This is a genomic window from Pseudooceanicola profundi (assembly GCF_050897955.1).
Taxonomy (GTDB): domain Bacteria; phylum Pseudomonadota; class Alphaproteobacteria; order Rhodobacterales; family Rhodobacteraceae; genus Pseudooceanicola.
Genome location: NZ_JBPAXZ010000001.1, coordinates 746,154 through 767,761 on the forward strand (window position 1 = coordinate 746,154; position 21,608 = coordinate 767,761).

The 21,608-nt window shown below is 66.0% G+C and carries 20 protein-coding genes; 9 read left to right on the plus strand and 11 right to left on the minus strand.

The window, feature by feature from the left end:
- Positions 1-88: 88 nt before the first annotated feature.
- The 6 genes from ACRARG_RS03615 to ACRARG_RS03640 all read left to right on the plus strand — a co-directional run bounded on the left by ACRARG_RS03615 (position 89) and on the right by ACRARG_RS03640 (position 6,048).
- The gene (locus ACRARG_RS03615) at positions 89-1,951 is read left to right on the plus strand and encodes an ABC transporter permease (protein ID WP_432688609.1); all 1,863 of its coding nucleotides are present in this window, start codon (positions 89-91) and stop codon (positions 1,949-1,951) included.
- Entirely contained in the window at positions 1,948-2,718 is a 771-nt protein-coding gene (locus ACRARG_RS03620) for an ABC transporter ATP-binding protein (RefSeq protein ID WP_432688610.1), read from the plus strand. The genes ACRARG_RS03615 and ACRARG_RS03620 overlap by 4 nt, the downstream gene beginning before the upstream one ends.
- Positions 2,711-3,412 (plus strand): ABC transporter ATP-binding protein, encoded by a 702-nt coding sequence (locus ACRARG_RS03625; RefSeq protein ID WP_432688611.1) that lies wholly within the window; start codon positions 2,711-2,713, stop codon positions 3,410-3,412. Before ACRARG_RS03620 ends, ACRARG_RS03625 begins: the two co-directional genes overlap by 8 nt.
- Before the next feature lie 31 nt (positions 3,413-3,443).
- Entirely contained in the window at positions 3,444-3,890 is a 447-nt protein-coding gene (locus ACRARG_RS03630; RefSeq protein ID WP_432688612.1) for a MarR family winged helix-turn-helix transcriptional regulator, read from the plus strand.
- Between the two features lie 283 nt (positions 3,891-4,173).
- Entirely contained in the window at positions 4,174-5,193 is a 1,020-nt protein-coding gene (locus ACRARG_RS03635) for an LLM class flavin-dependent oxidoreductase (RefSeq protein ID WP_432688613.1), read from the plus strand.
- A gap of 159 nt (positions 5,194-5,352) precedes the next feature.
- Positions 5,353-6,048 carry an SDR family NAD(P)-dependent oxidoreductase gene (locus tag ACRARG_RS03640; protein WP_432688614.1) on the plus strand — a complete coding sequence of 232 codons (696 nt, stop codon included), beginning with the start codon at positions 5,353-5,355 and terminating at the stop codon, positions 6,046-6,048.
- Between the two features lie 4 nt (positions 6,049-6,052).
- Here the strand turns inward: ACRARG_RS03640 and ACRARG_RS03645 are convergent, their stop codons facing one another.
- From ACRARG_RS03645 to ACRARG_RS03660, 4 genes are all read right to left on the minus strand, one after another.
- Positions 6,053-6,817 carry a squalene/phytoene synthase family protein gene (locus ACRARG_RS03645; protein ID WP_432688615.1) on the minus strand — a complete coding sequence of 255 codons (765 nt, stop codon included), beginning with the start codon at positions 6,815-6,817 and terminating at the stop codon, positions 6,053-6,055.
- Between the two features lie 18 nt (positions 6,818-6,835).
- The gene (gene cimA, locus ACRARG_RS03650) at positions 6,836-8,473 is read right to left on the minus strand and encodes a citramalate synthase (RefSeq protein WP_432688616.1); all 1,638 of its coding nucleotides are present in this window, start codon (positions 8,471-8,473) and stop codon (positions 6,836-6,838) included.
- 400 nt (positions 8,474-8,873) lie between these two features.
- On the minus strand, positions 8,874-10,295 hold the full coding sequence (cysS, locus tag ACRARG_RS03655; protein WP_432688617.1) for a cysteine--tRNA ligase: 1,422 nt from the start codon (positions 10,293-10,295) through the stop codon (positions 8,874-8,876).
- Between the two features lie 405 nt (positions 10,296-10,700).
- Positions 10,701-11,435 carry a metallophosphoesterase family protein gene (locus ACRARG_RS03660; protein WP_432688618.1) on the minus strand — a complete coding sequence of 245 codons (735 nt, stop codon included), beginning with the start codon at positions 11,433-11,435 and terminating at the stop codon, positions 10,701-10,703.
- Between the two features lie 79 nt (positions 11,436-11,514).
- Here ACRARG_RS03660 and ACRARG_RS03665 point away from each other — a divergent pair, with 79 nt between their 5' ends.
- The 3 genes from ACRARG_RS03665 (at position 11,515) to ACRARG_RS03675 (ending at position 13,453) form a co-directional block, all read left to right on the plus strand.
- On the plus strand, positions 11,515-11,865 hold the full coding sequence (locus ACRARG_RS03665) for an MmcQ/YjbR family DNA-binding protein (RefSeq protein WP_432688619.1): 351 nt from the start codon (positions 11,515-11,517) through the stop codon (positions 11,863-11,865).
- Positions 11,866-12,022: 157 nt separating this feature from the next.
- Positions 12,023-12,838: an isocitrate lyase/PEP mutase family protein gene (locus ACRARG_RS03670; RefSeq protein ID WP_432688620.1), complete on the plus strand. Its 816-nt coding sequence runs from the start codon at positions 12,023-12,025 to the stop codon at positions 12,836-12,838.
- A 174-nt stretch (positions 12,839-13,012) separates the two neighbouring features.
- Positions 13,013-13,453, plus strand: a complete 441-nt coding sequence (locus ACRARG_RS03675; RefSeq protein ID WP_432688621.1) for a DUF4174 domain-containing protein — start codon at positions 13,013-13,015, stop codon at positions 13,451-13,453.
- A gap of 17 nt (positions 13,454-13,470) precedes the next feature.
- Here the strand turns inward: ACRARG_RS03675 and ACRARG_RS03680 are convergent, their stop codons facing one another.
- From ACRARG_RS03680 to ACRARG_RS03710, 7 genes are all read right to left on the minus strand, one after another.
- On the minus strand, positions 13,471-14,355 hold the full coding sequence (locus ACRARG_RS03680; RefSeq protein WP_432688622.1) for a sulfotransferase domain-containing protein: 885 nt from the start codon (positions 14,353-14,355) through the stop codon (positions 13,471-13,473).
- A 272-nt stretch (positions 14,356-14,627) separates the two neighbouring features.
- On the minus strand, positions 14,628-15,938 hold the full coding sequence (locus ACRARG_RS03685) for a pyruvate dehydrogenase complex dihydrolipoamide acetyltransferase (protein ID WP_432688623.1): 1,311 nt from the start codon (positions 15,936-15,938) through the stop codon (positions 14,628-14,630).
- Positions 15,939-16,064: 126 nt separating this feature from the next.
- The gene (locus ACRARG_RS03690; RefSeq protein ID WP_432688624.1) at positions 16,065-17,444 is read right to left on the minus strand and encodes a pyruvate dehydrogenase complex E1 component subunit beta; all 1,380 of its coding nucleotides are present in this window, start codon (positions 17,442-17,444) and stop codon (positions 16,065-16,067) included.
- 12 nt (positions 17,445-17,456) lie between these two features.
- Complete coding sequence (pdhA, locus tag ACRARG_RS03695) at positions 17,457-18,485, minus strand: pyruvate dehydrogenase (acetyl-transferring) E1 component subunit alpha (RefSeq protein ID WP_432688625.1); 1,029 nt, start codon at positions 18,483-18,485, stop codon at positions 17,457-17,459.
- A 214-nt stretch (positions 18,486-18,699) separates the two neighbouring features.
- Positions 18,700-18,999 carry an FtsB family cell division protein gene (locus ACRARG_RS03700; protein WP_432688626.1) on the minus strand — a complete coding sequence of 100 codons (300 nt, stop codon included), beginning with the start codon at positions 18,997-18,999 and terminating at the stop codon, positions 18,700-18,702.
- Between the two features lie 287 nt (positions 19,000-19,286).
- Positions 19,287-20,174 carry a fructose bisphosphate aldolase gene (locus ACRARG_RS03705; protein ID WP_432688627.1) on the minus strand — a complete coding sequence of 296 codons (888 nt, stop codon included), beginning with the start codon at positions 20,172-20,174 and terminating at the stop codon, positions 19,287-19,289.
- A gap of 104 nt (positions 20,175-20,278) precedes the next feature.
- A complete protein-coding gene (locus ACRARG_RS03710) occupies positions 20,279-21,466 on the minus strand; it encodes a phosphoglycerate kinase (protein ID WP_432688628.1) in 1,188 nt (395 codons plus the stop codon).
- Between the last annotated feature and the right edge of the window lie 142 nt (positions 21,467-21,608).

Sequence of the window (21,608 nt, forward strand, 5' to 3'; positions counted from 1 at the left end):
CCCGAGGATATTTTGAGCAAGAAAAACACGGGGGCCCCTCTGCGCGCCGGAGCCGGTCCCGCAATATCCGACAGACAGGACCCCTTTCATGGCCTTTCTTTTTGCGCAGTTCCTGACCGGACTTGCCAATGCCTCCTCTCTCTTTCTGGTGGCCTCTGGCCTGTCGCTGATCTTTGGCGTGACGCGGATCGTGAATTTTGCCCACGGCTCCTTTTATATGCTGGGGGCCTTTATCGGCATCGCACTGATGGAGGTGCTGCCCGGCGCCGTGGGCTTCTGGGGCGCGATCGTGATCACCGGGATCGTCGTCGGGCTGCTGGGGGCGCTGGTGGAGATCGTCGTGCTGCGGCCGATCTACCGGGCGCCGGAGCTCTTCCAGCTGGTGGCGACCTTTGGCGTGATCCTGGTCATCCAGGATCTGGCGCTGATGATCTGGGGGGCCGAGGACCGGCTGGGGCCGCGGGCGCCCGGATTGCGCGGGGTCTGGCGGGTGTTTGGCGAGCCGGTGCCGAAATATGACATCGTCATCATCGCCATGACGCCCTTTATTCTGTTTGCCCTGTGGTATCTGATCGCGAAGACGCGGGTGGGCGTGCTGGTGCGCGCCGCAACGCAGGACCGGGAGATGGTGGGCGCGCTTGGCGTCAATCAGGCCTGGCTCTTTACCGGGGTTTTTGGCCTGGGCTGCGCGCTGGCGGGCTGGGGCGGCGCGCTGCAGCTGCCGAAAGGCGGCGCCGACCTGCTGATGGATTTCAACATCATCGGCGCGGTCTTTGTCGTGGTGGTGATCGGCGGCATGGGCTCCCTGCCCGGCGCCTTTATCGCCGCTGTGCTGATTTCGGTGCTCAATGTGCTGGGGGTGACCTATCTGCCGCAATCGACGCTGGTGCTGATGTTCGTCGTCATGGCCGTGGTGCTGATCATCCGCCCCTACGGCCTGCTGGGGCGCGAGGAGGTGGCGGGCGAACATGGCCAGGTCGGCGCGCCGGAGACACCGATCCGCCCCTATGGCCGCACCGGGCAGGCGCTGATCGCGGCGCTTTTGCTGGGGCTGGCGCTGCTGCCGCTGGTGGCGGACCGCTTCATCCTGATCCTGATGATCGACATGATCGTCTTTGCGCTCTTCGCGGCCTCCCTGCATTTCATCCTGGGCACCGGCGGCCTTGTCAGCTTTGGCCATGCGGCGTTTTTCGGCGGCGGGGCCTATGCGGCGGCCCTGCTGGTCTACCACACCGGCACGCCGATGGAGCTGGCCTTCCTCTTTGCGCCCCTCGCCGCCGGGCTGCTGGCGCTTGGCATCGGCTGGTTCTGCATCCGGCTGACCGGGGTCTATTTCGCCATGCTGACACTGGCCTTTTCCCAGCTCGTCTGGTCGCTGGCCTTTCAATGGCGCGACGTGACGCGGGGCGATGACGGGCTCGTGAATATCTGGCCCTCGGACTGGCTGTCGGGCACCACGCCCTATTACCATTTCACCCTGGTGCTGGGCGTCGGCGGCATCCTGACCCTGCGCCATATCATCCACGCCCCCTTCGGCTATGCCCTGCGCGCCGGTCGCGACAGCCCCCGGCAGGCAGAGGCGATGGGGATCAACGTCAAGCGCATCCAGTTCGTGGCCTTTGCACTGGCAGGCGTCATGGCGGGGCTGGCGGGCGGCATCTTTGTCTTCTCCAAAGGCTCCGTCTTCCCGACTGAGCTGGAAATCGCGGCCTCGTTTGACGCGCTGATCGTGGTATTCCTGGGCGGTGTGAAAACGCTGGCAGGGGGCGTCGTCGGCGCGGGCTTCATGACCGTGGTCGAGGACTGGCTGACCCGGCTGGAATACTGGCGCCTGCTGCTGGGCCTCCTGATCATCGCCGTCGTCATCATCGCGCCGGAGGGGATCGTGGGGTCGATCCGCACCGCCTGGAACCGGCTGCGGCGAACCGATGAAGAGGAGGCCGTGAGATGAGTGAGATCCTGCGCGTCGAGACCCTCAAGAAAAGCTATGACGGATTTCTGGCCGTCAATGGCGTCTCCTTCACCGTCGCCAAGGGAGAACTCAAGGCGCTGATCGGCCCCAATGGCGCCGGCAAATCCACCTGTTTCAACATGCTCATGGGGCAGCTGAAACCGACCGCCGGGGATGTCTTTCTGGAAGGCAAGAAGATCACCGGCCAGCGCCCCCGCGACATCTGGCGCAAGGGGGTTGGCCGGACCTTCCAGATCACCGGCACCTACCAGTCCATGACGGTGATCGAGAATGTGCAGATGGCGCTGATGAGCCATCACCGCAGGCTCTTTTCCTTCGCCCCGCGCGCCTGGAAGCTCTACCGGGATGAGGCGTTTGAATTCCTGAAAACCGTGTCCATGCAGGATCAGGCGGACCGCCCCTGCTCCATCCTCGCCTATGGCGACCTGAAGCGGCTGGAACTGGCGATTGCCCTGACCCACCGCCCGCGCCTGCTGCTGATGGATGAGCCGACCGCAGGCATGGCGCCCTCGGCCCGGGTCGAGCTGATGCAGCTGGTTGCCGACATCGTCGCCGATCAGGGTGTTTCGGTGCTCTTTACCGAACATGACATGGACGTGGTCTTTGCCCATGCCCATCACATCATGGTGTTGAACCGGGGCGAGCTGATCGCCGATGGCAGCGCCACGGAGGTGCGCAACAACCCGCAGGTGCAGGAGGTCTACCTGGGCGGCGGGACCCTCTTCAAGGAGGCCGAACATGCTTAAGGTCGAGGGCATCCACAGCTATTACGGCAAGGCGCATATCCTGGACGGGCTGAGCTTTTCCGTGGATCGGGGCGAGGTCGTGGCACTGCTGGGCCGCAATGGCGCGGGCAAGTCCACCACGATGAAATCCGTCATGCAGCTGGTCCGCCCCCGGCAGGGCCGCGTCACCTTCGAGGGGCGCGATCTGGTGGGCGACCCGGCCTTCCGCGTCGCCAAATGCGGCATCGGCTATGTGCCGGAGGACCGGCGCATCTTCTCTGACCTCACGGTGCTGGAAAACCTTGAAGTGGGCCGCCAGCCGAAACGCGAGGGCGCGCCGCACTGGAGCGTCGAGCAGCTTTTCGACATCTTCCCCAACCTGCGCGAACGCCGTGCCAACCGGGGCAAGCATATGTCGGGGGGCGAACAGCAGATGCTGACCATCGCCCGCACGCTGATGGGCAATCCGATGCTGCTGCTGCTCGACGAGCCCTCCGAAGGCATCGCGCCGGTGATCGTGGAGGAGATGGCCCGCACCATCCTCAGGCTCAAGGCCGAGGGGCTGACGGTGATGATCTCCGAACAGAACCTGCATTTCGCCCGCGCCGTGGCCGACCGTGCCATAATTATCGAAGGCGGGCAGAAGAAGTTCGACGGAACCTTTGCCGAACTTGAAGCCCAGCCGGAAATCCGCGATGCATATCTCTCCGTCTGATCCCGGCAGCTGTTCCAAGAAAGGCCCACGCGTGACCGATGAGCTCAAAGCCCGCACAAGCGCCGAGCATGGCTACCTGCTCGACGATCAGATCGGCTATCTGCTGCGCAAGGCCTATCAGCGCAACTCGACCATTTTCCAGTCGACCGTCCCGGGCAATCTGACACCCACGCAGTTTTCGGTCATGCACCGGCTGGCCGAAGACGGTCCGGTCTCGCAGAACCAGCTGGGCCGGTCCGTCGCCATGGACAGCGCCACCACAAAGGGCGTTGTCGACCGCCTGATCGGGCGCGGCTTTCTGGTCACCCGGCGCGACCCGGGCGACCGGCGGCGGCATCTCGTCTCGCTCACCCCCGAAGGCGTGGCGCTGATTGACGAGGCGGTCGAGGCGGCCAAACAGGTCACGGCAGACACGCTCGCCCCGCTGAGAGAGCGGGAGAAGGAAACGCTTCTGCGCCTTCTGTCGCGGATCATCTGACGCCACCGCCCCGGCCCCGGCCCCCGGACGGGCCGCACCACCGGATCGCCCCATGCAGCGCCGGGCCCTCCCGTCGGGTGACACCACGCGACAGGCCCCGCATCCCCGGCCCGCCTCCACGCGCCACCACGCGCCCAAAGGGCCGCGCCGCGTCCGGCACGCCCTGCATCAGCACACAGACCCTGCGCCCCCGCGAACAGCCCGGCCCATTGCAATCCGCCCCCTGCAATGACTAGGTCTCTGACAACCCGGCGCCCCATCGGCGCCCAATAGGAGTAGACCCATGAAAACCCTCGGCTTCCTGTCCTTTGGCCACTGGTCCGACCAGCGCGGCTCCGCCACCCGCACGGCGGGCGAGGCGCTGCTGCAGGCCATCGACATCGCCCAGGGCGCCGAAGAGCTCGGCCTCGACGGCGCCTATTTCCGCGTGCACCACTTTGCGCGCCAGCACAGCTCTCCCTTCCCGCTGCTGGCCGCCATCGGCGCCCGCACCAGCAAGATCGAGATCGGCACCGGCGTGATCGACATGCGCTACGAGAACCCGCTTTATATGGCCGAGGATGCCGGCGCGGCGGACCTCATCTCGCAGGGCCGGCTGCAGCTTGGTATCTCGCGTGGCTCGCCGGAACAGGTGATCGACGGCTGGCGCTATTTCGGCTACGGCCCGGCAGAGGGCGAGAGCGAGGCCGACATGGCGCGCCGCCACACCGAGGTCTTTCTGCAGATGCTGCGCGGCGAGGGCTTTGCCGAGCCGAACCCCCGGCCCATGTTCCCCAACCCGCCGGGCAGGCTGCGGCTGGAGCCGCATTCCGACGGGCTGATCGACCGGATCTGGTGGGGCGCGGGATCGAACAAGACCGCCGAATGGGCCGCAAAACTTGGCATGAACCTGCAGAGCTCCACCCTCAAGGATGACGAGACCGGAGAGCCCTTCCACGTCCAGCAGGCCGCCCAGATTCGCGCCTATCGCGAAGCCTGGAAAGCCGCGGGCCATGCCCGCAGCCCGCGCGTCTCCGTCAGCCGGTCGATCTTTGCCATCACCAATGACCTCGACCGGATGTATTTCGGGCGCGGCGGCAAGGAAAGCGACAGTGTCGGCCATATCGAACAGCAGCGCTCGATCTTCGGCCGGTCCTATGCCGACGAGCCGGACCGTCTGATCGAGCAGCTGAAAGGCGACGAGGCCATTCAGGAGGCGGATACGCTATTGCTGACCATCCCGAATTCCCTTGGGGTGGACTATAACCTGCATGCGATCGAAAGCATTCTGACCCAGGTTGCGCCCGGCCTCGGCTGGCGGTGAGTGTGACAGGACCGGGTCGGGGGGCGTTGCCCCCCGGCTCGTTCCGAGCCTCCCCCCAGGATATTTCGGGACCAGAGAAACCAGGGGCGTGGCCTGTCATTGCGGCCGCCGGATGCGGCGGATAGGCTTGCCCGGTAACGCTTGGACCGGAGGGACCGGATGACCAGAACGGCCCTTGTGACGGGCGGCGCACGCGGCATCGGGCGCGCGATTGCGCTGGACCTTGCCCGCGATCATGACGTGGCGATCACCTGCAATAGCAGCGCGCCGGACGGCTTGCCGGAGGACATGCTAGCCATTGCCGCCGATCTGTCGGTGGCGGGCGCTGCCGAGCGGGTCATCGCAGAGGTTCTGGCGCGGTTCGGACGGATCGACGTGATCGTGAACAATGCCGGCGTGATTGCCACGACGCCCAAGGAGAGCTTCGACCTTGAAGCGCAGCGGCATATGCTCGACATCAACCTGCTGGCGCCTCAGGCCCTGCTGGCCGCCGCCCTGCCGCATCTGCAGGCGGGGGCGGCCATCGTGAATATCTCTTCGGTCAATGCCGTGCTGCCGCCCCGCGACGCCGCCACCTATGGGGCCAGCAAGGCGGCGCTGAACCTCTGGACCCGCGCCATGGCCAAGGAGCTGGGGCCACGCGGCATCCGCGTCAATGCCGTGGCGCCGGGCGCGATCAATACGCCAGAGGCGCCACGCGATGCCGAGTTGACGCAGGCCTTTGTTGCCGAAACCGCCCTCGGACGGATCGGCCGGCCCGAGGATATCGCCCGCGCCACCCGCTTCCTTGTCAGCGACGCGGCCGGGTTCATCACGGGGGAGGTGCTGACCGTCTCCGGCGGCTACCGCCTCTGAACGCTCAGAACATGCGCCCGGTCGCGGCCGTCAGGGCCAGCCGCAGCCGCGCCCCCTCGCCCGGCACGAGCCCCGCTGCAACCAGCCCCGGCTGCCGCGCCACACGGCGCAGCAGAGATCCGATCCCCGCCAGCGGGAAATAGGCCGGACGCGCTGCCGCCGGCACCTCGCCCCAGCCACGCCGGACTTTCGCCAGATCGGCCAGTGCCGTCCGCGCCAGCTCTGCCACGGCCTCCTCCCGCCCGTCAGGCAGGGGCCGCTGCCCCGCCTCTTCCAGCGCCGGGATCGCCGCGAACCAGTTGACCAGCCCGAGCGCCCGTCCCGCCGGTCCGGCCAGCGCCGCACCGCCGCCCAGCGAAAGCGCCGCCACCTCGATCAGCGGGGCAGAGGTCGCCTCCAGATAGGACCAGAGCGCCGCCGCATCGGCAAAGCCCGACGGCTCCACATCCGCCTCCCGCCCGTCGACCAGCCGCTGCAACCGGAGCGCGCCCTCCGCCCCCACGGCCAGCGCCAGCGGCGTCACCACCTCATGCCGCCGCACCATCCGCCCCTCGGCGATTTCAGCCAGCGCATCGCGCCACCATTGCAGTCGCATCCGGGCGATCATCGGCTCCTGCGTGACCCAGGGCGCCCGCGCCACCTCCAGGTTGAAGGCATAGAGCGGAAACAGAACCGCCCGCGCCGACACCGGCGCCGCCATCGCCGCCCGGAACCGGGCCGGGTCGCCCCGCTCCACCAGCGCGGCGCAGGCGTTCACGTCATCCAGCATGAGCAGCCCCGCCGCGGGTCACACCGACACCGCCAGCTCCGCCGAGGCCATCTGCTCCTGCAACAGACGCCAGCGTACGGACTCGAGCAGCGCCTCGAAGGAAGCATCGACTATGTTCGCCGACACACCCACGGTCGACCAGCGCCGCCCGGTGCCATCCTCACTGTCGATGATGACCCGGGTCACGGCCTCCGTCCCGCCCTGGGTGATCCGCACCTTGAAGTCGACCAGCCGGACATCGGCCACAACCTCCTGATATTTCCCCAAATCCTTGGCCAGAGCCGACCAGAGCGCATTGACCGGCCCCCGATCGCTGCCCGCCTCATCCAGACTTTCCGAGACCGACAGCCGCTTCTCCCCGTCGACCTTCACGACAACCACCGCCTCCGACAACGACACCGTCTCATCGCGCTTGTTCTTGCGCCGCTCGACCGTCACCCGGTAGCGCTTCACCTCGAAGAACTCCGGCATCTGGCCCATGACATCCCGCGCCAGCAGCTCGAAACTCGCTTGCGCACTGTCATAGGTATAGCCGCGATCCTCCCGCGCCTTCACCTCCTCCAGAATCCGCGCCAGCGCCGGATCGCCCTTCTCCAGCACCACGCCCGTCTCCGCCAGCCGCCGGATCAGGTTCGACTGCCCGGCCTGGTTCGACATCGGGATCACCCGCTCGTTCCCCACCAGCCCCGGATCGACATGTTCATAGGTCGCAGGGTCCTTCACGATGGCCGAGGCATGCAACCCCGCCTTATGCGCAAAGGCCGAGGCGCCGACAAACGGCGCCTGCTTCACCGGCACCCGGTTGAGGATATCGTCCAGCTGCCGCGACACCTTGGTCAGCCCCTTCAGCGCCGCCTCGCTGACGCCGATGTCATAAAGGCTCCGGTAGGGCTCCTTCAGCATCAGAACCGGGATCAACGTGATCAGATTGGCATTGCCGCAGCGCTCGCCCAGCCCGTTGAGAGTACCCTGGATCTGGCGCACCCCGGCATCGACGGCGGCCAGCGATCCGGCCACCGCATTGGCCGTGTCATTGTGACAATGGATCCCCAGCTTCTCGCCCGGGATGCCCGCCGCGATCACCTCGCCCACGATCCGCCCGATCTCCACCGGCAAGGTGCCGCCATTGGTATCGCAAAGCACGATCCACCGCGCCCCCGCCTCCAGCGCCGCCCGAAGACACTCCAAAGCATAGGTGCGGTTCGCGATCCAGCCGTCAAAGAAATGCTCCGCATCAAAGATCGCCTCCCGGCCAAGCGCCACCAGATGCGCCACCGAGTCGCGGATATTGACGACATTCTCCTCCAGCGAGATACCAAGCGCCGCCGTCACGTGGAAATCATGCGTCTTGCCGACAAGACAGACCACCTCCGTCCCGGCATTGACAACCGCCGCCAGCACCTCGTCATTGGCCGCAGACCGCCCGGCCCGCTTGGTCATGCCAAAGGCCGCCATCCGCGCCTGCACCTCCGGCGCGCTCTCGAAAAACGCGGAATCCGTCGGATTGGCCCCCGGCCAGCCGCCCTCGATATAATCGATCCCCAGCCGGTCGAGCATGCCGCAGATCATGTGTTTCTCAGGGGTCGAAAACTGCACCCCCTGCGTCTGCTGCCCGTCCCGCAGCGTGGTATCATACAGATACAACCGCTCCTTCATCGCGCCACCCTCCCCGCGAAAACCGCCCCCGCCCCTTCATCTTGGCAAAAATACTCCGGGGTCCGGGGCAGAGCCCCGGCGACGCCTGACATCAAGACGCACCCATGCCAGATGTCCCATCCCCGCCCGATACGGCCGCGCCAGCGGCCCGGGCAGCGCCCCCTTGCCCCGGTAGGGGATTGCGAAGCAATCGCCCGAAAGGGGACCGCCCCCCGGGCGGGCGCTTCGTCCACCTGTGCGCGGCGATTGAACCACCCGCTCCCACGACCTGATAAAGCGGCGACCCCGCAAGACAGAGCGCCCCCCCGCGGCCGGGCACTCCCCTCCGGCGCGACAATGGCAACCATCGCTTCACGCACGACCGCGCGCCGCCGCAGCCCTCTGCGCAAAACACAGCCGTTCACACCAGCCCCTCCAGCTTCGACGCATCGAACCCAGGCCCCGGCAGCAGCTCCACCCCGGCCTTCGACATCCGCACCTCGACCCCAGCCGCCACCAGCGCGGCCTTCAGCGCGTCGACGGCAGAGAAATCCTTGGATGCCATCGCCGCGTCCCGCGCCCCGGCCAGCGCCGTCTCATAGGCCGACAGATCGACGCCCGCCTCAGCCCAGCCGCCCAGCTCCTCGGTCATCAGCCCCAGCATCCGGGCAGAGCCCAGCATGACCCCCTTCTCATAGAAACAGTCCTTCTGCGGATTGCCCGCGATCTCCTTGGCCATGGCATGCAGCCGCGCCAGCGCTCCGGCGGTGTTCAGATCATCCGCCAGCAGCTCCACCATGGCCGCATCGACGCCGACCTCTTCCGCATCTGTCAGCAATCGCCGCCAGTCGCGCAAAGTGGCCTCCGCCTCCGCCCGCTTCTTCTCCGTCCAGTCCATCGGCTTGCGGTAATGCGTGCCCAGAAAGACGAACCGGATCACCTCTCCCGGCACGCCCTGATCCAGCAGATCCCGGACGGTAAAGAAGTTGCCCAGTGACTTGGACATCTTCTTGCCCTCGACCTGCAGCATCTCGTTATGCAGCCAGAGATTGGCAAAACCCGCGCCGGGATGGGCGCAGCAGCTCTGGGCGATCTCGTTCTCATGGTGCGGGAACTGCAGGTCGATCCCGCCGCCATGGATGTCGAACCGATCCCCCAGCAGCTCCGCCGACATGGCAGAGCATTCGATATGCCAGCCCGGCCGCCCGCGCCCCCAGGGACTGCCCCAGCCCGGCAGATCATCCGTCGACGGTTTCCACAGCACAAAATCCATCGGATCGCGCTTGTAGGGCGCGACCTCCACCCGGGCGCCGGCGATCATGTCCTCCACCGACCGGCCCGAGAGCGCGCCATAGCCGTCGTAAGACCCGACCGAGAAGAGCACATGCCCCTCCGCCGCATAGGCATGACCGGAGGCGACCAGCCCCTCGATCATCGCCACCATCTGCGGAATGAACTGCGTCGCGCGCGGCTCGGCGGAGGGGCGCAAAGTCCCCAACGCATCCATATCCGCATGATACCAGCCGATCGTCTCCTCTGTCCGCTCGCGGATCAGCTCCTCCAAAGACCCCGCCGCGCCGGCCTCTTTCCGCGCCAGCGCCGTTGCGTTGATCTTGTCATCCACATCAGTGAAGTTCCGCACATAGGTCACCGCCGCCTCGCCATAGACATGCCGCAGCAACCGGTAGAGCAGGTCAAAGACCACCACGGGCCGGGCATTGCCCAGATGCGCCCGGTCATAGACCGTGGGCCCACAGACATACATCCGCACATTCCCGGCATCGATGGGGTCAAAGACCTCCTTCCGGCGGGTCATGGAATTCGTCAGGCGTATCTCGACCATGGCGGTCCCTCACGGTTGTCCGCGGGCGGCTTAGCAGGATCGTTGAAAGGAGGAAACGAAGAAGCGGCCCGCGAGATGTCTCAGCAGGTGATAATGCAGCAGATAATGATGCAGCTCTTCGTCATGCGGCCTGCATAGCGCGCGGCGGAGCGCCTGCCAAGGGATTACGTGTTTCGCTTCCGGAATAGGTCAGCAGTGAGGTCGTCGCAAAGGGCAGCGGCCGACCGCGGGTGGCTGCGAAGCGGCCGCCGGTATGCCAGTGGCATGCCAGTTTTATCAGGCGCACCTCTGGTGCGACGGGGCGGTCGGCCGCTGCCCGGCGTGCCGCCGGGCGGGTGTTCAATCCGATCTATCGGCCCCAGACACCAAAATTCCAATGCGCCAGCCAGAGTTCTGCGCCAGCCCCTACAGCAACCCCGTCTCCACCACCTTCGCCCAGTCCGCCCGGCCCATGGCCCGCGCCTGATCCGCCGCCGCGCGCCAGTCATAGGGCACCTGCCGGTGCTCCACCACCCAGCTCCCCGCGCCGCCACCCACCACGGCATAGCTCGCCAGCGGCGTGCCGGTCTGCATCACATGGGCCGGTTCCCGGTCGTCGGTATATCCCGGACAGCCGACCGAGCCCGGATTGACCAGCAGCCGCCCGTCAGACAGCCGCACCACCCGGGGAATATGTGTATGCCCGCAGAGCATCAGGCTCTCCGTCACCCCCGCCGCAAATTCTTCGATCTGCGCCAGAGGGGCCATGCGCATGCCGCCATCCGCCACCTCCTCGGCCCAGTAGACCTCATCCGCCCCGGGCGTCGCATGGCAGAGGTAGACATCCCCTATCCGCGCCTCCACCGGCAGCCCCCGGATCCAGTCGAGCGCGGCGGCGGGCAAGAGCGGCAAGGTCTCCCGGTCCGTCTCCCACATCTCCTCCGGCGGATAGTCCACCAAGGCCCGGTCATGGTTGCCCCGCACCGTCAGCAGGTCCAGCGGCTCAAGCTGCGCCCAGACCCCCGCCGGGTCCAAAGGCCCGCTGAAGACATCGCCCAGGTTCACGACCCGGGCGATCCCCAGCCGGGCGATATCGGCCAGCACCGCCTCCAGCGCCAGCGCGTTTCCATGAATGTCGGCAATAACGGCAAATCTTTCCATGGCCCGACTTCTGCACGCCCCCGCCGCCACGGCAAGTTCAGACTTGCGCGGAGGACAATCGCCGGACACCCTCCCGCCCATGAGCCGCGCCTTTGTCCGTAAAATCTGCGAAACCCTCCCCGGGGCGGAGCTCACCGACCCCTGGGGCGGCGGCCATGACGTCTGGAAAGTGGGCGGCAAGATGTTCGCGGTGATGGGAACGGAATATGACGGCGTCTCGGTCAAAACGTCAGACCCCGAATTCGCCCGCATGATGATCGAGGCCGGCGATGCCCGCCGCGCTTCCCATATGCACGCCAGCTGGGTCTTCCTGCCCTGGGGCACGCTCGACGACCTGCTGCGCGACCGGCTGATCATCTCCTACGATATCATCCGCGCCGGGCTGACGAAAAAAGCACAGGCGGCACTGCCGCCACGTCCGGAGCTATAAAGCCCCGCGCCCCCAATATCTTGCGGCCAATACTTCGGCCAATACCAAAACCACCCCCTTTTGCCCTTGCCAACCCCGGCCCGCCGGATGATCCTGCGCCCGAAACGACAGGGCCTGCGACAGGCCCCCGGCCCATCCCAGATCGAGGAGACACGCCATGCATGATCCCGGCCCCGCCTTCCGCGCCCTGCACGCCCCCGGCAATCCCTTTGTGCTGGCCAATTGCTGGGATGTGGGCTCTGCCCGCGTGCTGGCGGCGCTTGGTGCCCAGGCCATCGGCACCTCCTCCGCCGGATATGCCTTTACCCTCGGCCAGCCCGACAGCTCTCTGACGCTGGAACAGGCCCTGACCCATGCGGCAGAGATCGTGGCAGCCACGCCCCTGCCCGTCTCCGGCGATTTCGAAAACGGCTATGCCGACGATCCCGACGATGTGGCGGAGACGGTGAAACTGGCCTTCGAGGCCGGGCTGGCCGGCATCTCTATCGAGGATAACAAACCCGACCGCACCCCATACGACCGGGCGCTCGCCGCCGAACGTATCAAGGCCGCCGCCGCCGCCGCCCGCGCCCTGCCGCGCGATTTCGTGCTGGTGGCCCGGGCCGACGGCATGCTCAACGGCAAATACGATATCGAGGAGGCGCTGGCCCGCCTCAAGGCCTTTGACGAGGCCGGGGCGGATTGCATCTATGGCCCGATCCCGCCCACATGGGATGACCTCGCCCGCATCGTCCAGTCGACCGAAAAGCCGGTGAATGCCCTCGCCGCCGGCTCCTTCGCCAGCTACTCCAAGGACGACTTCGCGCGCATCGGCGTCGCCCGCATCTCGCTCGGCTCCGGCTTTGCCCGCGCCGCGCAACGCCGCCTGATCGATATCTTCAGCGAGATCATGGAGGACGGCGATTTCTCCTCCCTCAAGAAAACCGTCTCCGGCGCCGAGGTCGACGAGATGCTGCGGAAATTCATGGGCTGATCGCCCCTCTCGCTCCTGACCCACTCACCAACGGGCGGCGCCATCGCGTCGCCCGACGCGATTCCAGGCCAAACTGATCCACCCCGCCCCGCCAGCAGTATCCCTGACAGAACCGTGATGGAGCCGCCCCGCCCCGGCCCCGTTGACCCCGAGACATCAGACAGGGAGATACCAATGTTCCGCACCGCCGCCCTCCTCGCCACCGGCCTCGTCCTGACTGGCGTCGCCGCGACCACCGCCGCCTTCGCCTCGACCGATGACCTGATCCGCCCGCTGGACCCGACGTCCAGTTCGCTGGACAGCTACCGCTGGGATGCCCGGCCGGTGCTGATCTTCGCCCCCTCCACCGATGACCCGACATATCGCGACGCCATCGCCCGACTCGACACCGCCCGCGCCGACCTGCGCGACCGCGATATCGTGGTGCTGACCGACACCAGCCCCGACACCGCCAGCCCGATCCGCAAGGGCCTCGGCGCCGAAGGCTTTACCATGCTGCTCGTCGGCAAGGATGGCGGGGTCAAGACGCGCTCCGATGAGGTGATCGCGCCCGAGACCCTCTTTGCCACCATCGACCGCATGCCGATGCGCCAGCGCGAGGTCCGGCAGGACTGAGCGTCGCCGGGCGGCGCTCAGCCGCCCGCGCCCCGCTCCAGCCAGCCCCGCGCCTCCGGATCGGGGATCAGCGCCGTAATCCGCGCCTCGTAAGCGGCCAAATCCGCCTCCGTCAGCTGCCCCTGCCAGTTGCCCGCGCCCCCGGTGGCAAAGAACGCCGCATCCTCTTTCCAGAACCCGGTGCCACCGACCGGCGCATAAAGCTCGGCCTTGCCGCGCATCGCATCGATGCCGCTGGCCTCCGCAATGGCGGCAATCGCGGCATCCGACACTGCGATTCCCGCCGCCCCGGCCAGCTGCCGCAGCGTCCCCTCCGCATCGCGGATCATGTCGGCATAATGCATCAGCACCAGCCCCGGCACCCGGCCCGACCGCGCCGTCTGCAGATAGTGATGCACCACGATGGCCAGCGCATCATTGTCCAGATCTTCCGGGTCCATCGGCCCGTCCAGAAACCGCGCCAGCGCCTCCGACACCGGCCCCTTCATCGGATGATCCTCCCCCACATGCCGGTTGGCGATATGCTTGCGCAGGGAAAAGAACACATCCAGCGGATGCCGATAAACGGCCACCACCGTCACCCCGTCCCAGACCGGAAATCCATCCGCAGGCGTATGGGTCTTGAGCACCCGCCGCCCCGGCAGTGCTTCTATCGTCCGCGCCACCTCCGCTGGCCCCACCCCCAGATCGGCATCCACCCAGGGCGAGATCGCGCCTAAGGGCGCAGGCAGCTCCGGCCCCCCGTTCACCAGCATCGCCAGCATGGTCTGGGTCCAGGTCGTGCCGCTTTTGGGAGGTGTACAGACAAGGATATCCCCGTCGCGCGGCGCCCATGTCGCCCAGCGATCAGGCCGGGTGATGGCCCCGGAATAGCGCCGCGCCGCAGGTCTCAGAATATCCATGATACACTCCCCCCAAGGCTCCACTGCACGGCTCTCCACCAACAGAACCCAGTCCAGCCCCCCAAAAAACCACGCCCGATCTTTTTCTTGCCGGAAATATCCCAGGGGGAAGGCACTCCGGAGGCGTGCCGCGGGGGGCAGCGCCCCCCGTCCCCCCTCTCCATCCAGTACATCCCCCGGACAGGGGCACCAGTCTCCCAGCCCCAAACTCCCTGCGCCGCGCTCCTGCCCCCCCAAACGCGGGGCCCGAAGGCGCAGCGCCGGCGATCAGGTCACGCCAGCATCGCCATCGGGTTCTCCAGACCCTCGACAATCGCCTGCAAGAGCTCCGCGCCAAGCGCGCCGTCGATGACCCGGTGATCGACCGACAGCGTCACCGACATGACCGTGGCGACCTCGATACTGCCATCCTCGCCCACGACCGGCTTCTTCACCCCGGCGCCCACGGCCAGAATGGCCCCGTGCGGCGGGTTGATGACCGCGTCGAAATTGTCGATCCCGAACATGCCGAGGTTGGACACGGCGAAAGAGCCGCCCTGATATTCATGCGGCGCCAGCTTGCGGTCGCGCGCCCGTCCGGCCAGATCCTTCATCTCCACCGAGAGCGCCGAGAGCGACTTGCTGTCCGCATCCTTCAGCACCGGCGTGAAAAGCCCGCCCTCGATCGCCACGGCCACGGCCACGTCAGAAGGCTTCAGCTGCAGCACGCGGTCCCCGGCCCAGACGGCATTGGCCGCAGGCACCTGCTGCAGCGCCAGCGCACAGGCCTTGATGATGAAATCATTGACCGAGAGCTTCACGCCCCGCTTTTCCAGCTGCTTGTTCAGCTGACCGCGGAAGGCCATCAGCTTGTCCAGCTTGATGTCACGGCGCAGGTAGAAATGCGGGATGGTCTGCTTGGCCTCGGTGAGACGCGCGGCAATCGTCTTGCGCATCCCGTCGAGCTTGATCTCCTCGTACTCCCGGCCCTCGTACATCTTGAGCACGGCATCGGTCGATGGACCTGCGGGCATGGAGGCGGCCTTGGGTGCCTCTGCAGCAGCGCTGGCCGCCGCAGGCTTGGCCCCGGGCTTGGCAGCTTCCACATCCGCCTTGACGATCCGCCCATGCGGGCCGGAGCCGGTCAGCGCGGCCAGGTCGATCCCCTTATCCGCCGCGATCCGACGGGCCAGCGGCGAGGCAAAGATACGCCCGCCATCCGCGGCCTTGGGAGCTGGCGGAGGGACTGCGACCGCCTCGGAGCCCCCCTTGGGGGCCGCCTCCGCGCCCGCGTCGGCCTTGGCGGCGGCCTCCGGCGCCTGTGCCGCAGGTGTCGCGGCGGAGATATCGTCGGCGGACTCGCCCTCTTCCAGCAGCACGGCGATGGCGGTGTTGACCTTGACCCCTTCGGTGCCTTCGGAGACGAGGATCTTGCCGATCACGCCCTCGTCCACGGCTTCGAATTCCATCGTGGCCTTGTCGGTCTCGATCTCTGCCAGCAGGTCGCCGGAGGAGACCGTGTCGCCCTCCTTGACCAGCCATTTCGCAAGCGTCCCTTCCTCCATCGTGGGGGAGAGCGCGGGCATCAGGATTTCTGTGGGCATGGGATCAGCTCCTGTCTTCGGCGCGGCGGATGCGGCGGGAGCGAGGGGCGCGGCCCCTCGCGCTCCCCGGGATATTTGGGGCAAGAAAAAGGGGCGCGGCTGGCGCCGGGTGAGAGAGGGCGCGGCTCATCGGTAGGTCACCTTGTGCACGGCCGCGACAACCTCATCGGCATTGACCAGCGCCAGCTTTTCCAGGTTGGCCGCATAGGGCATGGGCACATCCTTGCCGGTCACGTTCAGCACCGGCGCATCGAGGTAATCGAAGGCATTCACCATGATATAGGAGGACAGATGGTTGCCGACGGAGGCCACCGGGAAGCCCTCTTCCACCGTCACGCAGCGGTTGGTCTTCATGACCGAGGCGATGACCGTGTCGTAATCGATGGGCCGCAGGGTGCGCAGGTCGATCACCTCTGCCTCGATCCCGTCCTGGGCCAGCTTTTCAGCCGCCTCCAGAGCATAGGTCATGCCGATGCCCCAGCTGACGATGGTCACGTCGGAGCCTTCGCGCCAGATCTTGGCCTTGCCGAAGGGCACGGTGAAATCATCGAGCACCGGCACATCGAAGCTTTTGCCATACATGATCTCATTCTCAAGGAAGATCACCGGGTTCGGATCGCGGATCGCCGTTTTCAGCAGGCCCTTGGCATCGGCCGCCGAGTAGGGCTGCACCACCTTGAGGCCGGGAATATGCGCATACCAGGCGCCGTAATCCTGGCTATGCTGGGCGCCCACGCGGGCGGCGGCACCGTTCGGGCCCCGGAACACCATCGGCGCGCCCATCTGGCCACCCGACATATAGAGCGTCTTGGCCGCCGAGTTAATGATCTGATCAATCGCCTGCATGGCGAAGTTGAAGGTCATGAATTCGACGATGGGGCGCAGACCGCCAAAGGCCGCGCCCACCCCGATCCCGGCAAAGCCATGTTCGGTGATCGGCGTGTCGATGACGCGCTTGGCGCCAAATTCATCGAGCAGGCCCTGGGTCACCTTATAGGCGCCCTGATATTCGGCCACTTCCTCGCCCATGACAAAGACATTGGGGTCGGACCGCATCTCTTCGGCCATGGCGTCGCGCAGCGCCTCGCGCACGGTTTGGGTCTTCATCTCCGTGCCCTCGGGCCAGTCCGGCGACTGGTCTGGCTTGGGGGCGGCGGGCGCTTCGGCCTTGGCCTGAGCGGGGGTCTTGGCCTCTGCCGGGGCGGCTTCGGCCTTGGGCGCGGGCGCGGGCGCCGAGGTCGCGGCGATATCCCCGGCCTCTTCGCCCTCGTCCAGCATCACCGCAATCGGCGTGTTGACCTTCACCCCTTCGGTGCCCTCTGCTATCAGGATCTTGCCGATCACCCCCTCGTCCACGGCTTCGAATTCCATCACCGCCTTGTCGGTCTCGATCTCCGCCAGGATATCACCGGAGGAGACACTATCCCCCTCCTTGACCAGCCATTTGGCCAGCGTGCCCTCTTCCATCGTCGGCGACAGGGCCGGCATCAATACTTCGGTCGGCATCTCCGCTCTCCCTTACGCGTCTTCTTCTATGGCCGCGCCCTGCGGCAGCTCGGTGGCATAGATATCGGTCCAGAGTTCCTCCGGCGCCGGCTCCGGGCTCTCCTTGGAGAATTCGGCCGAGGCGTTCACGATATCCTTGATCTCCTTGTCGATGGCCTTCAGGTCATCCTCGGAGGCATGTTTGCCCTGCAGCAGCAGGTCGCGCACATGCTCGATCGCATCCTTTTCCTCGCGCATCTTCTGCACTTCCTCGCGGGTCCGGTATTTCGCCGGGTCCGACATGGAATGGCCACGATAGCGATAGGTCTTCACCTCAAGGATATAGGGCCCGTCGCCCTTGCGGCAGTGGGCCACGGCCTTCTCTCCGGCCTCTTTGACGGCCAGAACATCCATTCCGTCGACCATCTGGCCGGGGATGCCAAAGGCCTCCCCCCGCTTGTAGATATCGGGCGAGGAGGTCGAGCGCTGCTGCGACGTCCCCATGGCATACTGGTTGTTCTCGATCACGAAGATCACCGGCAGCTTCCAGAGCGCCGCCATGTTGAACGTCTCATAGACCTGGCCCTGGTTGGCCGCGCCATCGCCGAAATAGGCAAAGGTCACCCGGTCATTGCCCAGATACTTGTCGGCAAAGGCCAGCCCGGCCCCGATCGGCACCTGCGCGCCAACGATCCCATGTCCACCGTAGAAATGCTTCTCGCGGGAGAACATATGCATCGACCCGCCCTTGCCCTTGGAATAGCCGCCCTCGCGGCCCGTGAGCTCGGCCATCACGCCATCGGGGTTCATCCCGCAAGCCAGCATATGGCCATGGTCGCGGTAGGAGGTGACGCGCTTGTCGCCTTCGCTGGCGGCCGCCTCCAGACCCACCACAACGGCCTCCTGGCCGATATAGAGGTGACAGAAGCCGCCGATCAGACCCATGCCATACAATTGACCGGCCTTCTCTTCGAAGCGCCGGATCAGCAGCATGTCGCGGTAGTAGGATTTCAACTCGTCTGCGGAAACATTTGGCTTCGCAGCGGATTTCCGGGTCGCCATCGCGGACCTCCTCCCATCCGATAGTTTAACGTTGAACTATCCAATAAAGCATTTTGCCCCGGCATGCGAGGGGGAAATTGCCGCGGCCCGGCGCACCACAGATATGCCCGGCGGCAAGACACAGGACGCCCCAGGCCCACAGGCTCGCACCCCGCCGCACCCCGCCGCACCGGCAGATCATCACGTCAGAAACTTCAGAAAAGCCCGGCCCGGCTCAGCGCACGACCATTTCGTCGCTGCGCATCGCGCCCAGAACATCCCGCGCCTGCTGGTCCAGCAGGTCGAGGTCGAGATAATCGTCAGACAGACGATGGGTGAGGTTTTCCATCCGGGCCACCTCGATTTCAAGCGCATCCAGCTGTTCGCGCAGCTGATCGCGATCCGCCGCCACTTCGGCACGCCGAAACAGCCCCATCTCTCCCTGAACGGCAGAGAAGATGAAATACAGACCGGCACAAAAAATCGCCGCAAAATAGATGAGCCCCGATACTCCGGGACGCCCGGTATTGCTCATGATCGCCTCTTCCGCCTCTCCCGGGCGGTATGCAGACAATGGCACAGCTCACGCCGCCTGTGAATCCCAATTCGGTCGAAACCGCCCGGAAAGCCAGCAAAACTGTCACAAAATTCACCTACGAAACCCGCCACAGGCCCGCAATTTTACCCAGCGTTAATGATTGCCGCCCCCCAGGCTTTTTCTTGCCAGAAATATCCTCAGGGGTGAATTGGCCCAAAGGGCCAAGAGGGGGCAGACTGCCCCCTCCCGCCGCCGCCGGCCCAGCCGGCGGCACTCAAATGATTTCAGCCCGCGACCGACGCCTGATAAATCCCGTCGATCGTCTCCGCCAGCACCGCGTCGAACTCCGCATCCGACTGCTGCGCCGACAGACCCTCGGTCAGCGCGCGCGAAAACGACGCGATCATGCCGGTCTGTTTCGACAGCCGCGCATTGGCCTCCTCGCGGGAATAGCCGCCCGACAGCGCGACCACCTTCAGCACCTTCGGATGATCCACCAGCACCTTGTAGAGGTTGTCGACCTCCGGCAGCGTCAGCTTCAGCATCACCGGCACGTCCACCGCCTCCAGCTCCGCCAGGATCGCATCCCGCAGCAGCTCCTCGGCCTCCGCCTTGTCGGCGATGGAAATCGTCACCTCGGGCTCAATGATCGGCACCAGCCCATGGCCCAGGATCTGCTTGCCGATGGCAAATTGCTGCGCCACCACGGCCTTGATCCCCTCGGGGTTCGCAGCCGAGATCACCGACCGCATCTTGGTCCCGAAAATCCCCTTGGCCACGGCCTTTTCCAGCAGAGCATCCAGCTCGGGCATGTCCTTCATGACCTGCACGCCGCCCTCTTCGGCGGCCAGCCCCTTGTCGACCTTCAGAAACGGCACGACGCTGCGCTTTTCCCACAGGTACTGGGCGGTCGGCACACCGTCGATCTCGCCATCCATGGTGCGCTCGAACAGGATCGCGCCCACCACCTTGTCGCCGGTAAAGGCGGGGGATTTGATGATCCGCGCCCGCATCTCGTGGATCAGGCCGAACATCTCTTCATCGCCCGAATAGGCGTCTTCCTCGATCCCGTAGAGCTTCAGCGCCTTGGGCGTCGACCCGCCCGACTGGTCGAGTGCCGCAATAAAGCCCTGACCCGCCGCGATCTGTTCGGTCTGCTTGGTGTCGCTCATCATCAATTTCCCTGTTGTAATCCCGCGGGTCCGCGCCCCGCGCCTTGATCCATGTCTAGGCCGCTGCGGCCCGGTTTGAAAAGTCTCTCGGCATGAAAACCGGCTCAGCCGCGCTCCAGCGCCGCGACACCGGGCAGCACCTTGCCTTCCATCCACTCCAGAAAGGCACCGCCAGCCGTCGAAATATATGTAAAGGCCTCCGCCGCGCCCGACACGTTCAGCGCCGCCACCGTATCGCCGCCCCCGGCGACCGAGATCAGCCGGCCCGCCTTCGTCAGCGCCGCCGCCTTCTTCGCCGCCGCATTGGTCGCCATGTCGAAGGGCGGGATCTCGAAGGCACCCAGCGGCCCGTTCCAGATCAGCGTCTTGGCCTTCTCAAAGGCCATCTCGATATGCGCCACACTCTCCGGCCCGGCATCAAGGATCATCGCATCCTCGGGGCAGTCCTCGGCGCCCACGACCTCATTCTCGGCGCCCGCCTTGAACTCCCGCGCCACCACCACGTCGCGCGGCAACAGCAGCTCACAGCCCGCCTTGGCGGCCTTTTCGGCAATCTCTTTGGCGGTGCCGGTCATGTCATGCTCGCACAGCGACTTGCCCACATCCACGCCCTGCGCGGCAAGGAAGGTATTGGCCATCCCGCCGCCAATCACCAGCATGTCCACCTTCTCCACCAGGTTGCCCAGCAGGTCGAGCTTGGTCGACACTTTCGCGCCCCCCACAACAGCCAGCACAGGCCGCTCCGGCTGGCCAAGCGCGGCCTCCAACGCCTCCAGCTCCGCCTGCATCAGACGGCCCGCACAGGACGGCATCAGATGCGCCACCCCCTCGGTCGAGGCATGCGCCCGGTGCGCCGCGCTGAAAGCATCGTTGCAGAAGACATCGCCCAGCCCGGCCAGACGCTTGGCAAATTCCGGATCATTCGCCTCTTCGCCCGGATGGAAACGAATGTTTTCCAGCAAAAGAACCTCGGCCTCCCGCTCTTCCTCGGTCGGGTTCTCGGCCCCCTCCAGCGTCTCGACAAAGACGACGGAGCGGCCAAGCGCGGCCCGGAGCGCCGGCAGCACCTGCCGCAGCGACATCTCCAGCACGACCTTACCCTTGGGGCGGCCGAAATGGGCCACGATCAGCGGCTTGCCACCACGTGCGAGGATATCGTCGACCGTCGGCACGATCCGCTCGATCCGCGTCGCATCGGTGACTTTGCCGTTCTCCACAGGCACGTTGATATCCACCCTGAGCAGGACCGTCTTGTCCTTAAGGTCCATGTCATCAATGGTTTTCCAGCCCATGTGGCGCTCCCCGTTCCAGTTTCCGCAGCCTTTTCGCGCGCGCAGCATGGGCCGTCAACTGTGGTAGCGCTCCCGCAGGCCGACATTCCCCCGAACGCGGCACTTGCCGCGCGCCTCCCGGTGCGGTTCACTTCCCCGATCA